This window comes from Pseudomonas sp. GCM10022186 (genome assembly GCF_042656385.1).
Taxonomy (GTDB): domain Bacteria; phylum Pseudomonadota; class Gammaproteobacteria; order Pseudomonadales; family Pseudomonadaceae; genus Metapseudomonas.
The window spans coordinates 1-13,197 of the sequence record NZ_JBHSOU010000029.1 but is presented as its reverse complement, the minus strand read 5'-3'; the positions used below and the strand labels follow the sequence as shown (position 1 = coordinate 13,197).

16 protein-coding genes are annotated in these 13,197 nt (G+C 51.2%); 14 read left to right on the top strand and 2 right to left on the bottom strand.

The features are described 5' to 3' along the window. The first annotated feature begins 33 nt into the window (after window positions 1-33). Window positions 34-906 carry a helix-turn-helix domain-containing protein gene (locus ACFPU0_RS13270; RefSeq protein ID WP_377693527.1) on the top strand — a complete coding sequence of 291 codons (873 nt, stop codon included), beginning with the start codon at window positions 34-36 and terminating at the stop codon, window positions 904-906. Here the strand turns inward: ACFPU0_RS13270 and ACFPU0_RS13265 are convergent, their stop codons facing one another. Then, window positions 907-1,224 (bottom strand): NGG1p interacting factor NIF3, encoded by a 318-nt coding sequence (locus ACFPU0_RS13265; RefSeq protein WP_377693526.1) that lies wholly within the window; start codon window positions 1,222-1,224, stop codon window positions 907-909. Window positions 1,225-1,333: 109 nt separating this feature from the next. On the opposite strand from ACFPU0_RS13265, the gene ACFPU0_RS13260 reads away from it, so the two are divergent. The 12 genes from ACFPU0_RS13260 (at window position 1,334) to ACFPU0_RS13205 (ending at window position 10,606) form a co-directional block, all read left to right on the top strand. Then, window positions 1,334-2,869, top strand: coding sequence for a DUF6538 domain-containing protein (locus tag ACFPU0_RS13260; RefSeq protein WP_377693525.1), 1,536 nt, complete (start codon window positions 1,334-1,336; stop codon window positions 2,867-2,869). Window positions 2,870-4,011: 1,142 nt separating this feature from the next. Beyond that, complete coding sequence (locus tag ACFPU0_RS13255; RefSeq protein WP_377693524.1) at window positions 4,012-4,206, top strand: hypothetical protein; 195 nt, start codon at window positions 4,012-4,014, stop codon at window positions 4,204-4,206. Continuing rightward, complete coding sequence (locus ACFPU0_RS13250; protein WP_377693523.1) at window positions 4,203-4,424, top strand: hypothetical protein; 222 nt, start codon at window positions 4,203-4,205, stop codon at window positions 4,422-4,424. The genes ACFPU0_RS13255 and ACFPU0_RS13250 overlap by 4 nt, the downstream gene beginning before the upstream one ends. Before the next feature lie 72 nt (window positions 4,425-4,496). Continuing rightward, window positions 4,497-4,916, top strand: a complete 420-nt coding sequence (locus ACFPU0_RS13245; protein ID WP_377693522.1) for a hypothetical protein — start codon at window positions 4,497-4,499, stop codon at window positions 4,914-4,916. A gap of 146 nt (window positions 4,917-5,062) precedes the next feature. Next, window positions 5,063-5,320 carry a hypothetical protein gene (locus ACFPU0_RS13240; RefSeq protein ID WP_377693521.1) on the top strand — a complete coding sequence of 86 codons (258 nt, stop codon included), beginning with the start codon at window positions 5,063-5,065 and terminating at the stop codon, window positions 5,318-5,320. After that, window positions 5,317-5,520, top strand: coding sequence for a hypothetical protein (locus ACFPU0_RS13235; protein ID WP_377693520.1), 204 nt, complete (start codon window positions 5,317-5,319; stop codon window positions 5,518-5,520). The genes ACFPU0_RS13240 and ACFPU0_RS13235 overlap by 4 nt, the downstream gene beginning before the upstream one ends. Window positions 5,521-5,529: 9 nt before the next feature. After that, entirely contained in the window at window positions 5,530-6,018 is a 489-nt protein-coding gene (locus ACFPU0_RS13230) for a hypothetical protein (protein ID WP_377693518.1), read from the top strand. Beyond that, on the top strand, window positions 6,018-6,347 hold the full coding sequence (locus tag ACFPU0_RS13225; protein WP_377693517.1) for a hypothetical protein: 330 nt from the start codon (window positions 6,018-6,020) through the stop codon (window positions 6,345-6,347). Before ACFPU0_RS13230 ends, ACFPU0_RS13225 begins: the two co-directional genes overlap by 1 nt. After that, entirely contained in the window at window positions 6,344-8,473 is a 2,130-nt protein-coding gene (locus ACFPU0_RS13220; protein WP_377693516.1) for a hypothetical protein, read from the top strand. The genes ACFPU0_RS13225 and ACFPU0_RS13220 overlap by 4 nt, the downstream gene beginning before the upstream one ends. Window positions 8,474-8,520: 47 nt before the next feature. Next, complete coding sequence (locus ACFPU0_RS13215) at window positions 8,521-8,802, top strand: hypothetical protein (protein ID WP_377693515.1); 282 nt, start codon at window positions 8,521-8,523, stop codon at window positions 8,800-8,802. 126 nt (window positions 8,803-8,928) lie between these two features. Then, window positions 8,929-9,963, top strand: a complete 1,035-nt coding sequence (locus ACFPU0_RS13210; protein WP_377693513.1) for a hypothetical protein — start codon at window positions 8,929-8,931, stop codon at window positions 9,961-9,963. Window positions 9,964-10,174: 211 nt separating this feature from the next. Beyond that, a complete protein-coding gene (locus tag ACFPU0_RS13205; RefSeq protein ID WP_377693512.1) occupies window positions 10,175-10,606 on the top strand; it encodes a hypothetical protein in 432 nt (143 codons plus the stop codon). Window positions 10,607-10,801: 195 nt separating this feature from the next. On the opposite strand, the gene ACFPU0_RS13200 is transcribed toward ACFPU0_RS13205, so the two are convergent. Then, complete coding sequence (locus tag ACFPU0_RS13200; protein WP_377693511.1) at window positions 10,802-11,248, bottom strand: hypothetical protein; 447 nt, start codon at window positions 11,246-11,248, stop codon at window positions 10,802-10,804. A gap of 472 nt (window positions 11,249-11,720) precedes the next feature. Between ACFPU0_RS13200 and ACFPU0_RS13195 the strand changes: the two genes are divergently transcribed. Further along, window positions 11,721-12,275: a tyrosine-type recombinase/integrase gene (locus tag ACFPU0_RS13195; protein WP_377693510.1), complete on the top strand. Its 555-nt coding sequence runs from the start codon at window positions 11,721-11,723 to the stop codon at window positions 12,273-12,275. Window positions 12,276-13,197 lie beyond the last annotated feature (922 nt).

Below are 13,197 nucleotides of genomic sequence, written 5' to 3'. Positions count from 1 at the left end.
TGGACCGCACTTGCACACAGGCCCGCTCCTGCCATGTCGCTACTCGAACAGAACCAGGTCTTCCAGTCCCTCGCCAGTTCGCCCAATGCCCGCCTGGAGCACAGTGCGGAGCTGGGCGATGGCCTGGGCGCGGCGCTGTGGAGCAATCACCACGATGCGCGGGATTACCATGGGCCGAAGTTCCACACCCTGTCCTGCTACCTCGCCGGCGGTACCGGCACCTACCGCCGCGAGCGGCCGGGCACCAAGGGCGCGCCGGACAAGCTGTGCGTACTGCCAGCCGGCCACGAATCGTCCTGGGTGATCAACGGCGAGATCCGCCTGGTCCACCTCTACTTCAGCGCCGAGCACTTCGCCGAAGCCGCGGTGACCCTGCTGGATCGCGAACCCCGTGAGTTGCAGTTGCGCGAGCTGACCTTCCTCGACGACCCGCAGCAGGCATGGAACTTCCACCAGTTGATTCGCCTGGACTGGAACGAGCCCGCCGAGCGCCTGCGGGCCTCGAGCCTGGCCCATGAAATGATCCACCACAGCCTGCTGACCCAGGCCGGACTGCGCGATGGCCTGCGTCTGAAGGGGGGATTGGCGCCAGCGCTGCGCAAGCGCCTGGTGGACTACATCGAGAACCGCCTGGCCGAACCCGTCAGCCTGGGCGAACTGGCGGCCTTCGCCGCACTTTCCGAATATCACTTCGCGCGAATGTTCCGCGAAAGCTTCGGCATGCCGCCGCACCAGTACGTACTTGCACGCCGCCTGGCGCGGGCGCGCAAACTGCTGCGGGATACCGCGCTGCCCCTGGGGGACATCGCCCTGGCCTGCGGCTTCGCCAGCGCCAGCCACTTCAGCAACCGTTTCCGTGCAGCGGTAGGCGGAACGCCGGGGGCCTTCAGGGCCGCCTTTCGCTGATCAGAACACCATGTCGGAGAGACGCCAGACCTCGAACGCCGGCGTTTCGTAGGGATGGGCCTTCTTCAGGGCCCTGACCGCGTCATGGATCAGCTCGTCGGCCACCACCATCTCCACTTTCCACTCGGCCACCTGCTCCACCGTCCCGGTCTGCCCCAGAAACGGCTTGCTGCCCTCCAGCGGGCGGAACTGGCCCTGGCCAAGCGCCTGCCAGCAGCAGCTGTCATAGGCGCCGATACGCCCGCCGCCCGCGGCGAACACGGCCTTTTTCACGGGTTCCAGATGGCTTTCCGGAACGTAGAAACACAACTTGTACATGATTTGCCCTCAAACCCAGCAAACACGCGGCCTGCAAGGGGATACAGCTAGGATTGGGTAGAAATTTTGGGTAGAGTTCGTGAGTAGAAACAGCCCTTTGGATAGCAGTATGCCATCACAGAAGAGTCACCTTCTGCTACGCAGTTCCGTCTATCACTGCCGGATCGATATTCCTGCTGACCTTCGCCCAGCTTTCGGCAATCGTCGCATCCTCAGCCAGAGCCTGAAGACGGGTGACAAGCGCCTCGCCCAAGAGCTGGCCAGCGTGCAGGTTGGACAGTGGAAAGCCGAGTTTCGTGCCATCCGTGAAGCTAAGATTCGTGCTGGTGATCGCTGGCGTGAAGAACTTCACACTGCCGCGAAGGCGCACCACGAGAAGGCAGACGGGGTATTACTGTCGGCTATCAAGGGAACGCTCAAATCCACCCGGCAACCGGCCCGCACACTTGAGGAATTTAGGGCGAATGACACGCACCTCGCCGACAGGGCAGCGGAGCTAGATACCTACCTTGAACAGCTAGAGCAGGAACTAGGGGTGTCGGGCCTTCAGAGCGAATGGATAGCGATTTACGATGATGAAAGCCTCCCCCTAGTGGAGAAGGTCAAACTCGCCTCTGAGTTGCAACAGAAGGTATTGGCTCACGGCGCCAAGGCCCGACACAGGCTTAACGGATCAGAGCTGTCCGAAGCCCTATCACTTGCCAGCGAGCCCGCCAGCTACAGGCCGAAGTCACCTATCTCTAGCGCTAGCATCGACAGGTTTTCAGAGCATTACGCCACGCAGAACGCTAACGTCCGCACCCGTGATGTGTATGTGTCCAAGGTACAGAAACTTTCCAAGTGGTTGACCACGAACGGACGGGAATTGAATTTCGACGCCGTTGCGGAATTCTTGGATCAAACCTCACAAAATCGCCAGACACGCACCGGTTATATCGCCGCGTGGCAGCGTTACCACGAATGGGCCTGCCGGTATGACACCTATTACCGGGGTATCTACGCAGACGCCAAGAACCCTTTCGACAACCACACCCATCCCCGAGTGGGTGAGAACGCGGGCGGCAACTGGAAGGACTACACGCAGAAGGAAGTCGAGCAGTTGCACACCGCAGCGCTGGCCAAGGGTGACACTGACCTCGCCGACCTGATCGCCTTCGGGGCTTACACCGGCTGCCGTATTGAGGAACTTGGCCGCATCCGGCGAGCAACAACGCTCTTCGATGAATCTGGTGTGCCCATTGCTTTCAAGGTGGACGATTCCAAGACGCCAGCAGGTATCCGGGAAGTCCCTATTCACTCTGCCCTGCTGCCGCTGTATCAAAAGCGCCTAGCCTCTCCGCAGGGAGTTGAGGGGTTCCTGTTCCCCGGCAACTCTGACACGAAACACGGATTACGCCTGAGTGCCTTGGGACAGCGGTTTAGCAAGTTGAAGCGCGCAGAACAGTTCGGGGACCGGCATGTGTTCCACTCCTTCCGGGGCACCGCCGCGACGATGCTCCTTCGTGCGGGAGTGTCACCCATCATCATCCCCGCCGTGATTGGGCACCTTGTCGGGCACATCACGTTCGACGTGTACGGGAAAGGCCCGAGCCTTGAACAGAAGCGAGAAGCCATTGAAAAACTTCAGTTCAATTTCACGCTGTGACCCGCTCCGGCAGCCCCAGCTACCACGGGCCTCCCAGCCCGATACGCTAAAACGTCGCATAATTACCAACGTACCAACGGGCGTCCCTTCGTGGCGTCTGTCCAATGACGATTCCTAAACGGACGCATAATTATCAACGTTGTATCAACGCCCCTGCGGGGATACCAATCATTGGAATCCTTAGACATAAATAGCGCTGGCCAGCGCCAGTCACAGCAAGCCGCTAGCGGTCATTTCTAAAGGTTTGGACGGGGAATTGGTTAGTAAACCCCCGTCCCCATTGGTAAGGCTGCAAGCAGCAAGGACGGTACTGGCGCTGGCCAGCGCTATACAGAAGCTATTACTACCCTTAGCCCCATAGCTGAATAGCTATAGAAATGTATAGACAAGCTGGTACATTTCATGCTACCCTTGGATTCCCCGCCAGCGTTAGCGAGGGGTAGGGATAGATATTCATTCAGCGGCCAGCCGCCAGTCCCGGTAAGCTGCTTGCAGCCAGTAGCCTTCAGCTAAAACGTCGCATAAATACAGAGCCCCGCTATGCGGGGCTTTGTCATTGTCATTCAGTCATAGGGGTACAATAAACAAGTAGTGAAGACGGGGAGTTGATTGGTTAGTTCCCCGTCTGTAATTGTCTTGGTTAGTTCCTGACAGGGATTATTCTAAGTATTAACTTTATTCATCTAACTTGTAACTTGCATAAGAAAGTTTCATGCAAATAAGTTAGTATGTCTATTGTTAATTACCAGTTTGAATGTTATAATACGTAGGTAAGGTAAGAGAAATTCCTTACTTCCTTCCAGATGTATCCGCCCACTTCAGGCAACTTTCCTAAGAATGAATTACAACCAAGGTTTGATAGAACCTGCGAAGACGCTCGCCTGTGCGTTGGTTGGTAAATGGGCAGACCCATGGATAGCTTCCTTTCAACACCGTTAACTGTCGGTGGGGTCGCACAACAGTAGGGAAGCCTTCAATTACATTGCCAGTTGTAATCCCGATACTGGCCCAAACTCTCCATACCGCTTACAGATCGGGTTAATAGTCTGTTGCCATCCGAGGATCAAAGAGCCCCCAAATTGGGGGTTTTCTTTGCATCTTGATTTTATAAATAACTTTCCATCACTCACAGGAGGGCCACAATGGCTCTAATGGTTTTATATTGCCAAAATAAACATTGCCCATCCCCCCGGATGCTGGCCCGTCGCAGAGATAAAAAATTCTGCTGCCATAACTGCCTGATGCAACATCGCCGCGAACAAGAACGCGAGCAACGCTTGCAACAGGAAACCGAACTACTAAACCAATTTACTCAACAAAAGGAAACTCAAGAATGAACGATCCCTTCCACATTTGTTTTTACTTCCGTGTATCTAAAATGACAGGAATTATCGATACCGTTGTTTATGTACCAGCAATTGAAGCTGTAGATACAGCGTCCACAATGTTCATCGTAGCCGATGAATTTATGTTGCACGATTACAAGCAGCTAGCCGAATCCGGTGCGGTTGGTATCAATGCCATCATCCCCGGCACGTTCACTAAGAAAAAATAACCCGTAAACATTAGCCCCTTTTAGGAGAAAGAACATGAAAACAAAACTGCCAATCTATAAGGAATACCCACCATGGCAAACTATTTCGTGGTCAATACGGCCAGTAACCTAATTATCGATGTGGTAGCGACAAGCTACAGCCCGCAAGACAACAAAATTAAAAAGTTTGTAAAAGCCAATGAAAAGGCTTTAACGCTTTATTACAAGTGGCTTGACCACAATCCCGATGCCCTAATGGACATTGGCGACCTGATGGCCCGCTCTGATTATATCAACGATCAGGTTGTAGACGGTAAGGCAGCTAAAGTGAAGCCGCAACGGCTTAGCTACCGCGATAAACAAACAGAAGCCCCTGTCGAAAATCGAGCCGCCATAATCGCAGCTTGGATTGCAGATAACCCTTCGAAAGACGCTTATGAATTGAACGATGTATTCGCCTGCGGAATGACAGCCGCACGGGCCTACATCCAAGAGTATCGAAAATTCGATTAAGCGTATTTATTGGCTTGTAGCGTATTAAAAGTTGCAACCCACCCACTTGCCCTACCAGCAACTTTTCCCCTTCTACAGCCCGCGAATAACGCGGATTCAATCCCCGGAATTTAGCAATTCCTCGACCTATTTGGAGTAAACAAACAATGAACTATTTTCTTGCCTATTGTGGCATGACAAACGAATACATCTACGGCTGGACTGGTAATCATCCCCTGAAAGATTACGTCGCTGAAGTTGATAAACGCACACGCGGCTTCGGCGCTGGAATGGAAGTGATTGAAGTGACCCGTGACACATTAATCGCCTTTGCCTTGCATTCCCGTGAACATGAGAACGGTCATGTGCCCAACGGGTTATTCGACGTGGTGGAAATCAAGCCAACGCTAAGGGTAGTGAAATGACATTACAGCCATATTTGGTTGTCTACAAGAACACTTATTACACGGGGATTGTTTGGCTTAGCCGTGAGCCAAAAGTGATGAAAGCTGGATTTACCGCCGTGCTTGTGAATGTTGCTGTAGCCACCCAATTTGAAGTCCTCTTAGACCGTCGCCGTGGTAACTGGATTCCGGTGGACGAATTTAAACCAAGATTAATTTAAGGAACAAACATGACCATTGTAAATTTTGAATTTTCCCAACAAGAATTAGACAGCCGTATTGCTCTCGCTCATTCCGACTATGAGTTTGCCGCGCCAGAGTTTGGCCGTCTGACAGCGCTTGAGCTGTTCCTGCCGGATAATATCGCTCACAGCCTTGAACTGTATTACGAAAAGCGTAAGGCGGGATACATGCCTGCTGAAGTGGCGCCCGTTCTCTACCAATACAATCCCGTATCCGGCGCGCTGCCATGGATTCAGTTCTATTTGTACAAGCCAGAGAAACAGCAGACGAAGGACAAAGCGGAAATCGCTGCCAAGGTTGAAGCCACCTACCGGCAAGAACTGGAATCCCTGTTTAACGCACACGTAGAACAGGAAGCCCGTCGCACTGTAGAACGTCGCCAGCGTGAACTTGAAGCCGAACGTATTGCGAAAGAAGCGGCAGAATTGGAAGCGGCTCGCCAAGAAATTATTGACCTATACAAAGGGGCCGCTTGATGGACCCGGTAGAAAGATTACTCCGGGAACGTTACTGCCCGGAAACATTAAAAACGGAAGAGGCCGCACCAGCGGCCTCAATTGTTTCTAAAACGGTAGAAGCTCCTAAAGCGGCGCCTGTTGTTAAAGCAGTCGATACTCCAAAGATTCAGCTTGTTATGTCAGTTGATGATTTCACAGAGGATGAAATTTTCAAGGCATGCGGTGAATTCAATAAAGCCAATCCTAAATACATGGATAGCAGCTACCAACTATTAACAGATATCACCTTGCCAACTGGTCACATTCTGAAGGCTAAGAGTTGGATTTTGAGATTAGATAACTTATGAGTGAATCAAAAGAAATTGCCAAGTTATTTGGCACGCTGGCCTTCCGTGTAGAGCTTGGCGGGTTACGTCAGTTCCAAGCATTGCTTACCAGAATTGAGAAACAGATGGAAAGCGTTGGCCAGAAAGCCAAGCTGTTAGAGAAAAAACTTAACATTCGTGGTAGTGCTTCTGTTAAAGAAAAAGGCGAGAAGCGTGTACGTCATTCCCTTGACCGGGAATATAAGTTAGAACGTGCTGCCCAACAGGCAAAGCGCGAAACGTTCAAAGCGGAGCTTGAAGCTCAGAAGCTGGTGTACGCAGGTGAGAAACAGCAAGCGGCTTTAGCCAGTGCGGCATTACGTGATCGTCAGGCTATGGCCGTATTAGCGGCGAAGGAACATCGCGCCACACAAGAACGCTTGAAGGCAGAAGGTATTCAACTACGTAACGCCCAAGGCGTAGAGGCCGCCAAGCTGCGTCAGGCGCGTTTAGAGAAGCTTTTAGGCCAAGCCCAAAGCCGGACATACATTCTTCAGCAGAAAGCCCTTACAGCGACACAGAAAGCGGAGCTTGTGCTTAACCAGATTCGGGAACGTGGCCAACGGCAAATTGAAGTCCATCAGGCTCGCCAAGCGGCTCATGCTGCCCGTGAACAACGGCAACAAGTGAAGGCCGCTCAGCAGGCCGAACGTCACATGTTCGCCACACAACGCCATCAGGTTTGGCAAGCCAGTCAGGCACGTAAGCAACAGAAAGCGTCTCCCGCCGTATTTGACATGGCCCCAATGCTTGGCCGCTTTGGCATTGCCGCTGCTGCCATTGGCTCCGCTGTAGCTGGCCTGTCGGCGGTAGTGAACCGCCTGAATACAGTTCAAGAACGTGTATCGGGTAATGAGCAGTTCGCTAATACGCTGGAGCAAGCTGGCGGTAGTAATCCCGCTAACCAGAAGCTGGCCAAAGATGAATTCATCCGTATTGCTGATAAATATGGCGTCAGCGCCGATCTTGAAGCGGTAAAGGGCTTCCGTACCTTTGTAATGGCTCAGACAGCAGGCGGCAAGATGGGCTTGCAAGACGCCATTAAGATGTTCGAAACACAACAAGCCGCCTTCCGTGGCGCTGGTATGAACCGTCAGGAACAACAGCGTGCGGCGCTACAGCTTCAACAAGTACGGGCAAAGACAAAAGGGGATGCTGAAGACGTGCAAACCTTCGCAGAAGCTGGCCCGCTACTGATTGAACCCATTAAACGGGCTTGGGCCGAACGTAACAAGTTCAAGGGTACAGCCCAACAGTTGGACAAGGCATTTCGTGAATCCACGAAGGAAGGCAACCTTCTGGCTGTAGACTTTGAAAAGGGCTTGGAACGGTTTGTTCGTGATAACAAAGCGTCCATCACCAAACAGAGCACGTCGATTGAAGCCAATGCACAGCGTTTGGAAAACGAAAAGATTCTCCAACAATTCGGACTCGATCAAAGCCCACAATTGAAAGCAGCCATCACTGATCGTATTCAAGCCGAAAGAGATTTGAATGAAGCAATGAAGCCGTTACGGGAATCCATTGTTAAGTGGGATACAGCGCTGCAATCCAGTACGGCCAAGATGCTTAACTTCTATTTCAATCCGCCAGAATTGGACACATTGAAGAAGCGTGTATCTGACGCTGAATCCAGATTTGAAAAGGTTAAGGGTTTTAGTGAAAGTCACCCAGCCCGTGTAATTGCTGAGCGTGATTTACAGAAGGCACGACAAGATTTGATTGATGCCAAGATTAAATCGGGCAATGTCGGACCTTCTACGCCTGTTCCTGATTATCTGCGTATTGACCTGCCAACGGACGAACAGTCCAACGGGACTAATAAACTCATGCAGTTTATTGAAGCTTCGAAGAAGTCTTTCCAGCTTCCGCCGAATGTAGCAGCCAATCTGACAAGGGTAGAGCAGCCTTCGCCGCTGATGCTTCAGCCTAATACGCCAGCTACTCAGAATATTGATTTAGGTGGCGTGCATGTAACCGTAAACGGTAACGCTGATGATCCTGCAAAACTTGCCGGAGAAATTAGACAGGCTGTTGGAGCGGAACTGGATTGGAAGTTTAGAACGGCCTTTTCTGGCTTGAAGAACTGGAACGCAGAAGATGAATAATAACCGGGGCACGCAATGTGCCCCTTCTTTTCTCCATGGATTAAATAATGAATTTAAAAGCTGTCGGATTGCTGCTGGCTGTTGTCAGTCTGCAATCCATCCTAACTATTGGCGTAGCTCGCTGGAGTTTTAGCGAGCAATCCCACGCCACATACGCCGCCATCGAACGGCTAATTAACGATTATGACAATCGCCAAGAAAACAGAATGGCCACCATTAGCCAAATGGAAAGCCGCTTGATTGCTCATGATGGTGTATTGCTGGAAGAAGTACAGCGCCGAATTGATGCTTCCATTGCACGCCATCTACAAACTAACCACAAGGATTAAATATGAAAACCTGTACCTGCCGTCATTGCGGCCACGTATTCACGGCCAAACGAACCCGCGCCTATTGCAAAGAGTTCTGCCGACTATCTCACCACGCTAACGAATTAAACAAAGGAAGTAACCCGTATGGGAACGCCAGCACAGAAACAAACAACGCCTAAGCCACGTAAGAAGCTATTAAGCAAAACTCTTAAGTGTAAGTCCTGCCGCAAGACATTCCGTCCAGCTACAGCTTGGCAGAAGTATTGCAGTCCCGATTGCAAGTCTACCCGTCAAACTCTCGATAAGCGCAAGGCCATGGATGCTTCCAGATTGGAACGCTTCCAGACAAGTGCCTTTGCGTATTGGATGGCGGGCGAAGGCCAACGTGCCAGAACCCTTGATATCCTCAAAGGTCATACAGTCGAAAGCTTGCTTGAGTTATACGAAGTTTATAAGTATTACTTGCGGGCTAATGGGTTTGGTGGCGAGGGGCGCCTGTATGCAATGGCTCACGTTCATCCAGTAAATCCGAAAGACAGTGATTACATCGGGCTCCTACACGCTGATAACTTGTTTGTCTGCCCGGAGCATCCGAATAAGCAACACGGTAATAAATACTTTGGATACGGCAAGTGTATCCATCGTGCCGATACATACGCCGCCAATTTCGTTTCTGAGGACGAATCCCGTAAAGGAATCATTCGCCGGATTGTCCGCTATCTTGGCGAGGACGTAGTTACGGAGTTTGCTAAGAAAGCCAAGGTACAACCGACACAGCGTATTAAACGTATTACGCAGCTTGAGCTATTCCTTGATGAGCTTGGCCTAACGCTGGACGAATTGCACGAATGCAGTACGGTGAAGTTAGGCCAGCTTCAAGCTCAGTTATCAGGGAAAGAAGCCTTCAAGTTTTCTTCTGGTGGTATTGCTCAACTGTCCGTCCTTATCCACGAATTACAACGCCACGCTCCTTCCCGTCCTGATGATATTGCCGCTCTGGTTCCGCTGCTTGATCAATTGCAGGAATTTGAAGCCGCTGCATTCTTTGTAAGCTCTGGCCAAGTCCCTCAACAGGTAATTGATAAAGTTGCTCTGTTCGGCTGGAAGGTGATGCACGGCCAGCAGATGGACATGGATTATGTGAAGGACTTACTCAAGCCTTACCTTCGGAATCTCTAAGGAAAGAGTAAGAGGGTAGTAGAATCTTCAATCACAGAACTTATCAAAAATAGCCCTCCAAGCCTACTGCCATAAGGCTTCCAGTGTTTTTGCGATGTGTACATTCTGTGGTATGGGTTCTACTCGATTAACTGGTCGTGGCCACGACCATTCCTCTTCAAGCTGCGGGCAACCATAAGCTACAATGAGCCTTTCATAGGGAGGGGGATTCATGGGCTTTAGCATATACAGCGGCAAAGGTTGGTTCCGGTTGTGGGTGTTGGCTTCCTTGGTGTTTGGGATTGTGTTGGTGTTAAGTGCGGTTGCCGACATGCCAACAGAAAGGCAAGTCACATCAGCCTATCAGGCTCAACTAAAGAAAACTCATCGTGTTGTTCGGGATAAGCCCAAAAGCTCAGATTTTTTAGATCGGTTTGACTCTATCCGCAGTGAGCGCGAGGTTAAGCTAACCCCCGCTGAATTGTTCATCAGGAACGAACGTCTAAGTAAGGAATACAAGGAGGCGTTGGCAGAGCTTCCCGGCAAGCAACAGCGGTTGATAATCCAAGGCGCCATATTGTGGGTGGGTGGCAGTCTCCTAACCTTCATAGCCGGATGGCTGATTGCATGGGTGATACGCGGATTCAGGAAACCTCAAACGTAATCAGAGCCCGCCGTGATGGCGGGCTTTTTCTTTTCCCGCAAGCATGTAGTAGAGAATTCAATTAGTGAAATCTTGAAAAATGCTCTACAAGCCACGCCATTCGGGGCTTCCAGCATTTTTGAATGTAATCATTTCACGTTCCCTCTACTGGACAACTAGCCCTGTTGGGCCAGCCCATTCAGTCAGGGGAAACAGTTATATAGGGCTACACTTCCCCGCTAGCATGTAGGGTGTATTATCGCCCTGCCTTCCTATCTCACCTTCTTTGGCGTTTAAATTGTCAGACCAATATCCCCTTGGGTAAATTAGTAGAAATCGCCCATTCACTCGATTCACCATTACGTAATAAAAGTCATCACAATATAACTGCCCATTCTCGTAAAAATCATCTTCGCAGAAATTAAATGGATTATCATCACCAACTTCCGTTATCACCCATTGAAATTTATCACCAAATTTCTTGTCAGGTTTGCTAATGATATATTTTTTAGTTGGATTGCTTATACCAGTGCCCTGCCATGTGTTGGTTTTTTTGTCGAAGAAGAGCGCCGCACCAATATCAGCAACGCAAATATACGAAGTCTCAGCAAAGATTGAGGTGGACAGTAGCATTGCCCCTAATGCCAGAGTTTGCTTTAGCATTTGTCTCTCTCCATTGGAGGTCCAATGGCTTGAGCATAGCTAACAGGCGATGAGCAGGACGGTTAACAAGTCGTGGAACATTAATGATTTTGTGGAACATTAATCATTGCATGCCGGGAACTGAGCATTTCCGGGGCACTGGTTAATGGATTGCCCAGCTAACCCGCATCTTTGCACGCTGTTTTCAAATTTCGACTCGTAAAGTGAAAAACGAATTCGGATGGTGTATTTCCGATTAGTAATTATGGAATCCTCCCTAATGGATTTTCTCTATCGTTGCAGTCAGTCGCTGGCTACGGCCATTTCTGTTAAAGCCAGTGGCCAGTCAGGGAACGGGGGGACAGGGGATCAGCCCTAATTAACAGAATGGCATTCTGTAAGTTAGCGAAGCCTTGAAAATGCTTGATTCGTCATCAGCGGCTATGGTCTAATTAACACATCGAGCAGATATCGCAGGGAGTGTTAAGTAGAAATGAACATCGTAGAAGCGGTTAAGACGCTGGGTGAAGCCGAAATCATTTCCCGCAAGCTGACCATGAACGCCAAGGGCAACACCCTGTACGCGGATATCTGGCGGTTTGGCGTTAACACTGCCTTGCGTATCAGCGACCTCCTTAGCCTGACCTTTGAACAGGTACAGGGAGACAAGCTGGTTATCAAAGAAGGCAAGACCGGCAAGGTACGCTCCATCGACCTCAACGTTAAGGCCAAGGCCATCGTAGAGCGCCGTAGAAGCGCCCATCCTAATCACACGTATCTATTCGAAGTGGACAGCAATCGGGCCAAGGGCAAGCCGGTAAGCCGCGTATCCGTTGCGAATGCGTTCAAGGCTGTTGGCGATGAAGTGGGGATTCAGCTTGGTACACACAGCATGCGTAAAACCCGTGGCTGGCTGATGCACAGCGGTGGCGAACCCATCGAGAAGATTTGCAAGGTGCTGAACCATTCCAGTCCCGCCGTCACGATGGCGTACATCGGCCTGACACAAGCTGAGATTGACGCCACTTACCACGACTTTGTGTTCTGACTGACAGTCCCCGCTATACGCTCCACACAAGCCCGCTGATGCGGGCTTTGTCTTTTGTAATGTCCCTGAGTGGGGTAAACGTTCCTCGCTTTCTACAGCCCTTCCAAGGCCGCCAACGGCTGTCGATATTATAAAATTAAGAAAGGTTTTCATTTGATGCTGGGTGGGCTGTTAAAGAGAGCGCCTAGAACGTAGGGAACTTCAAAAAGGCTCCCGGATATTATTTTTCCAGCCAGCGTAAGCCACCCCCACCCTTTGTATTTGGCTGTCAGCGGGGGGACTGGAATTTCCCGTTTTGGAAATGTCCCCTGCCTGCCTTAGCTCAACGGGTAGAGTTTTTGGGTAGAAAAATTGGGTAGAATTCCAATCCAGCTCGCAACTTAAATAATTGATTTATAAGGCTTTTTTGAAACAAACCAAGAAACACAACTTGTACATCAGGTTCTCCGCATGAATCGGATGACTGGATCAGGCCCGGCAAGGACGCCAACAATAGTGGCACTTTGATTTCAATCTTGCCGCGGCGCCGTTCACACACCGCGATATGGACCCACCACGCAGAAAAGCGTTCTCCACGGGGTCCGTCAATCTGGCGATAAGTGCGACGCCCTACTCACCTTTGCAGAAACGCCGCCAGCGCAGGCCGAGGGTCACGGTGGGCGGGGCTCGAAATGAAAAAGGCGGGAGAAGAGTGCCTTCTCCCGCCTTTTGCTATCGATGTCCGAGGGGGCCAAAGACCGGCCCTCTCCCGCCCTTCGGGGGAAGTCGGAGTCGGATGGAAGCACCCTCTCCCGCCCTTCGGGCACCCTCTCCCCAGGGGGAGAGGGTCATCAGATGGCCTTCGGCCTGGGGAAGTCGGAGTCGGATGGGAGCACCCTCTCCCGCCCTTCGGGCACCCTCTCCCAGAGGGAGAGGGTCATCA

What these genes read in the sequence shown, in the direction of transcription:
- ACFPU0_RS13270 (WP_377693527.1), top strand. Translation starts at nt 34, where the DNA reads ATGTCGCTACTCGAACAGAACCAGGTCTTCCAGTCCCTCGCCAGTTCG.
- ACFPU0_RS13265 (WP_377693526.1), bottom strand. Translation starts at nt 1,224, where the DNA reads ATGTACAAGTTGTGTTTCTACGTTCCGGAAAGCCATCTGGAACCCGTG.
- ACFPU0_RS13260 (WP_377693525.1), top strand. Translation starts at nt 1,334, where the DNA reads ATGCCATCACAGAAGAGTCACCTTCTGCTACGCAGTTCCGTCTATCAC.
- ACFPU0_RS13255 (WP_377693524.1), top strand. Translation starts at nt 4,012, where the DNA reads ATGGCTCTAATGGTTTTATATTGCCAAAATAAACATTGCCCATCCCCC.
- ACFPU0_RS13250 (WP_377693523.1), top strand. Translation starts at nt 4,203, where the DNA reads ATGAACGATCCCTTCCACATTTGTTTTTACTTCCGTGTATCTAAAATG.
- ACFPU0_RS13245 (WP_377693522.1), top strand. Translation starts at nt 4,497, where the DNA reads ATGGCAAACTATTTCGTGGTCAATACGGCCAGTAACCTAATTATCGAT.
- ACFPU0_RS13240 (WP_377693521.1), top strand. Translation starts at nt 5,063, where the DNA reads ATGAACTATTTTCTTGCCTATTGTGGCATGACAAACGAATACATCTAC.
- ACFPU0_RS13235 (WP_377693520.1), top strand. Translation starts at nt 5,317, where the DNA reads ATGACATTACAGCCATATTTGGTTGTCTACAAGAACACTTATTACACG.
- ACFPU0_RS13230 (WP_377693518.1), top strand. Translation starts at nt 5,530, where the DNA reads ATGACCATTGTAAATTTTGAATTTTCCCAACAAGAATTAGACAGCCGT.
- ACFPU0_RS13225 (WP_377693517.1), top strand. Translation starts at nt 6,018, where the DNA reads ATGGACCCGGTAGAAAGATTACTCCGGGAACGTTACTGCCCGGAAACA.
- ACFPU0_RS13220 (WP_377693516.1), top strand. Translation starts at nt 6,344, where the DNA reads ATGAGTGAATCAAAAGAAATTGCCAAGTTATTTGGCACGCTGGCCTTC.
- ACFPU0_RS13215 (WP_377693515.1), top strand. Translation starts at nt 8,521, where the DNA reads ATGAATTTAAAAGCTGTCGGATTGCTGCTGGCTGTTGTCAGTCTGCAA.
- ACFPU0_RS13210 (WP_377693513.1), top strand. Translation starts at nt 8,929, where the DNA reads ATGGGAACGCCAGCACAGAAACAAACAACGCCTAAGCCACGTAAGAAG.
- ACFPU0_RS13205 (WP_377693512.1), top strand. Translation starts at nt 10,175, where the DNA reads ATGGGCTTTAGCATATACAGCGGCAAAGGTTGGTTCCGGTTGTGGGTG.
- ACFPU0_RS13200 (WP_377693511.1), bottom strand. Translation starts at nt 11,248, where the DNA reads ATGCTAAAGCAAACTCTGGCATTAGGGGCAATGCTACTGTCCACCTCA.
- ACFPU0_RS13195 (WP_377693510.1), top strand. Translation starts at nt 11,721, where the DNA reads ATGAACATCGTAGAAGCGGTTAAGACGCTGGGTGAAGCCGAAATCATT.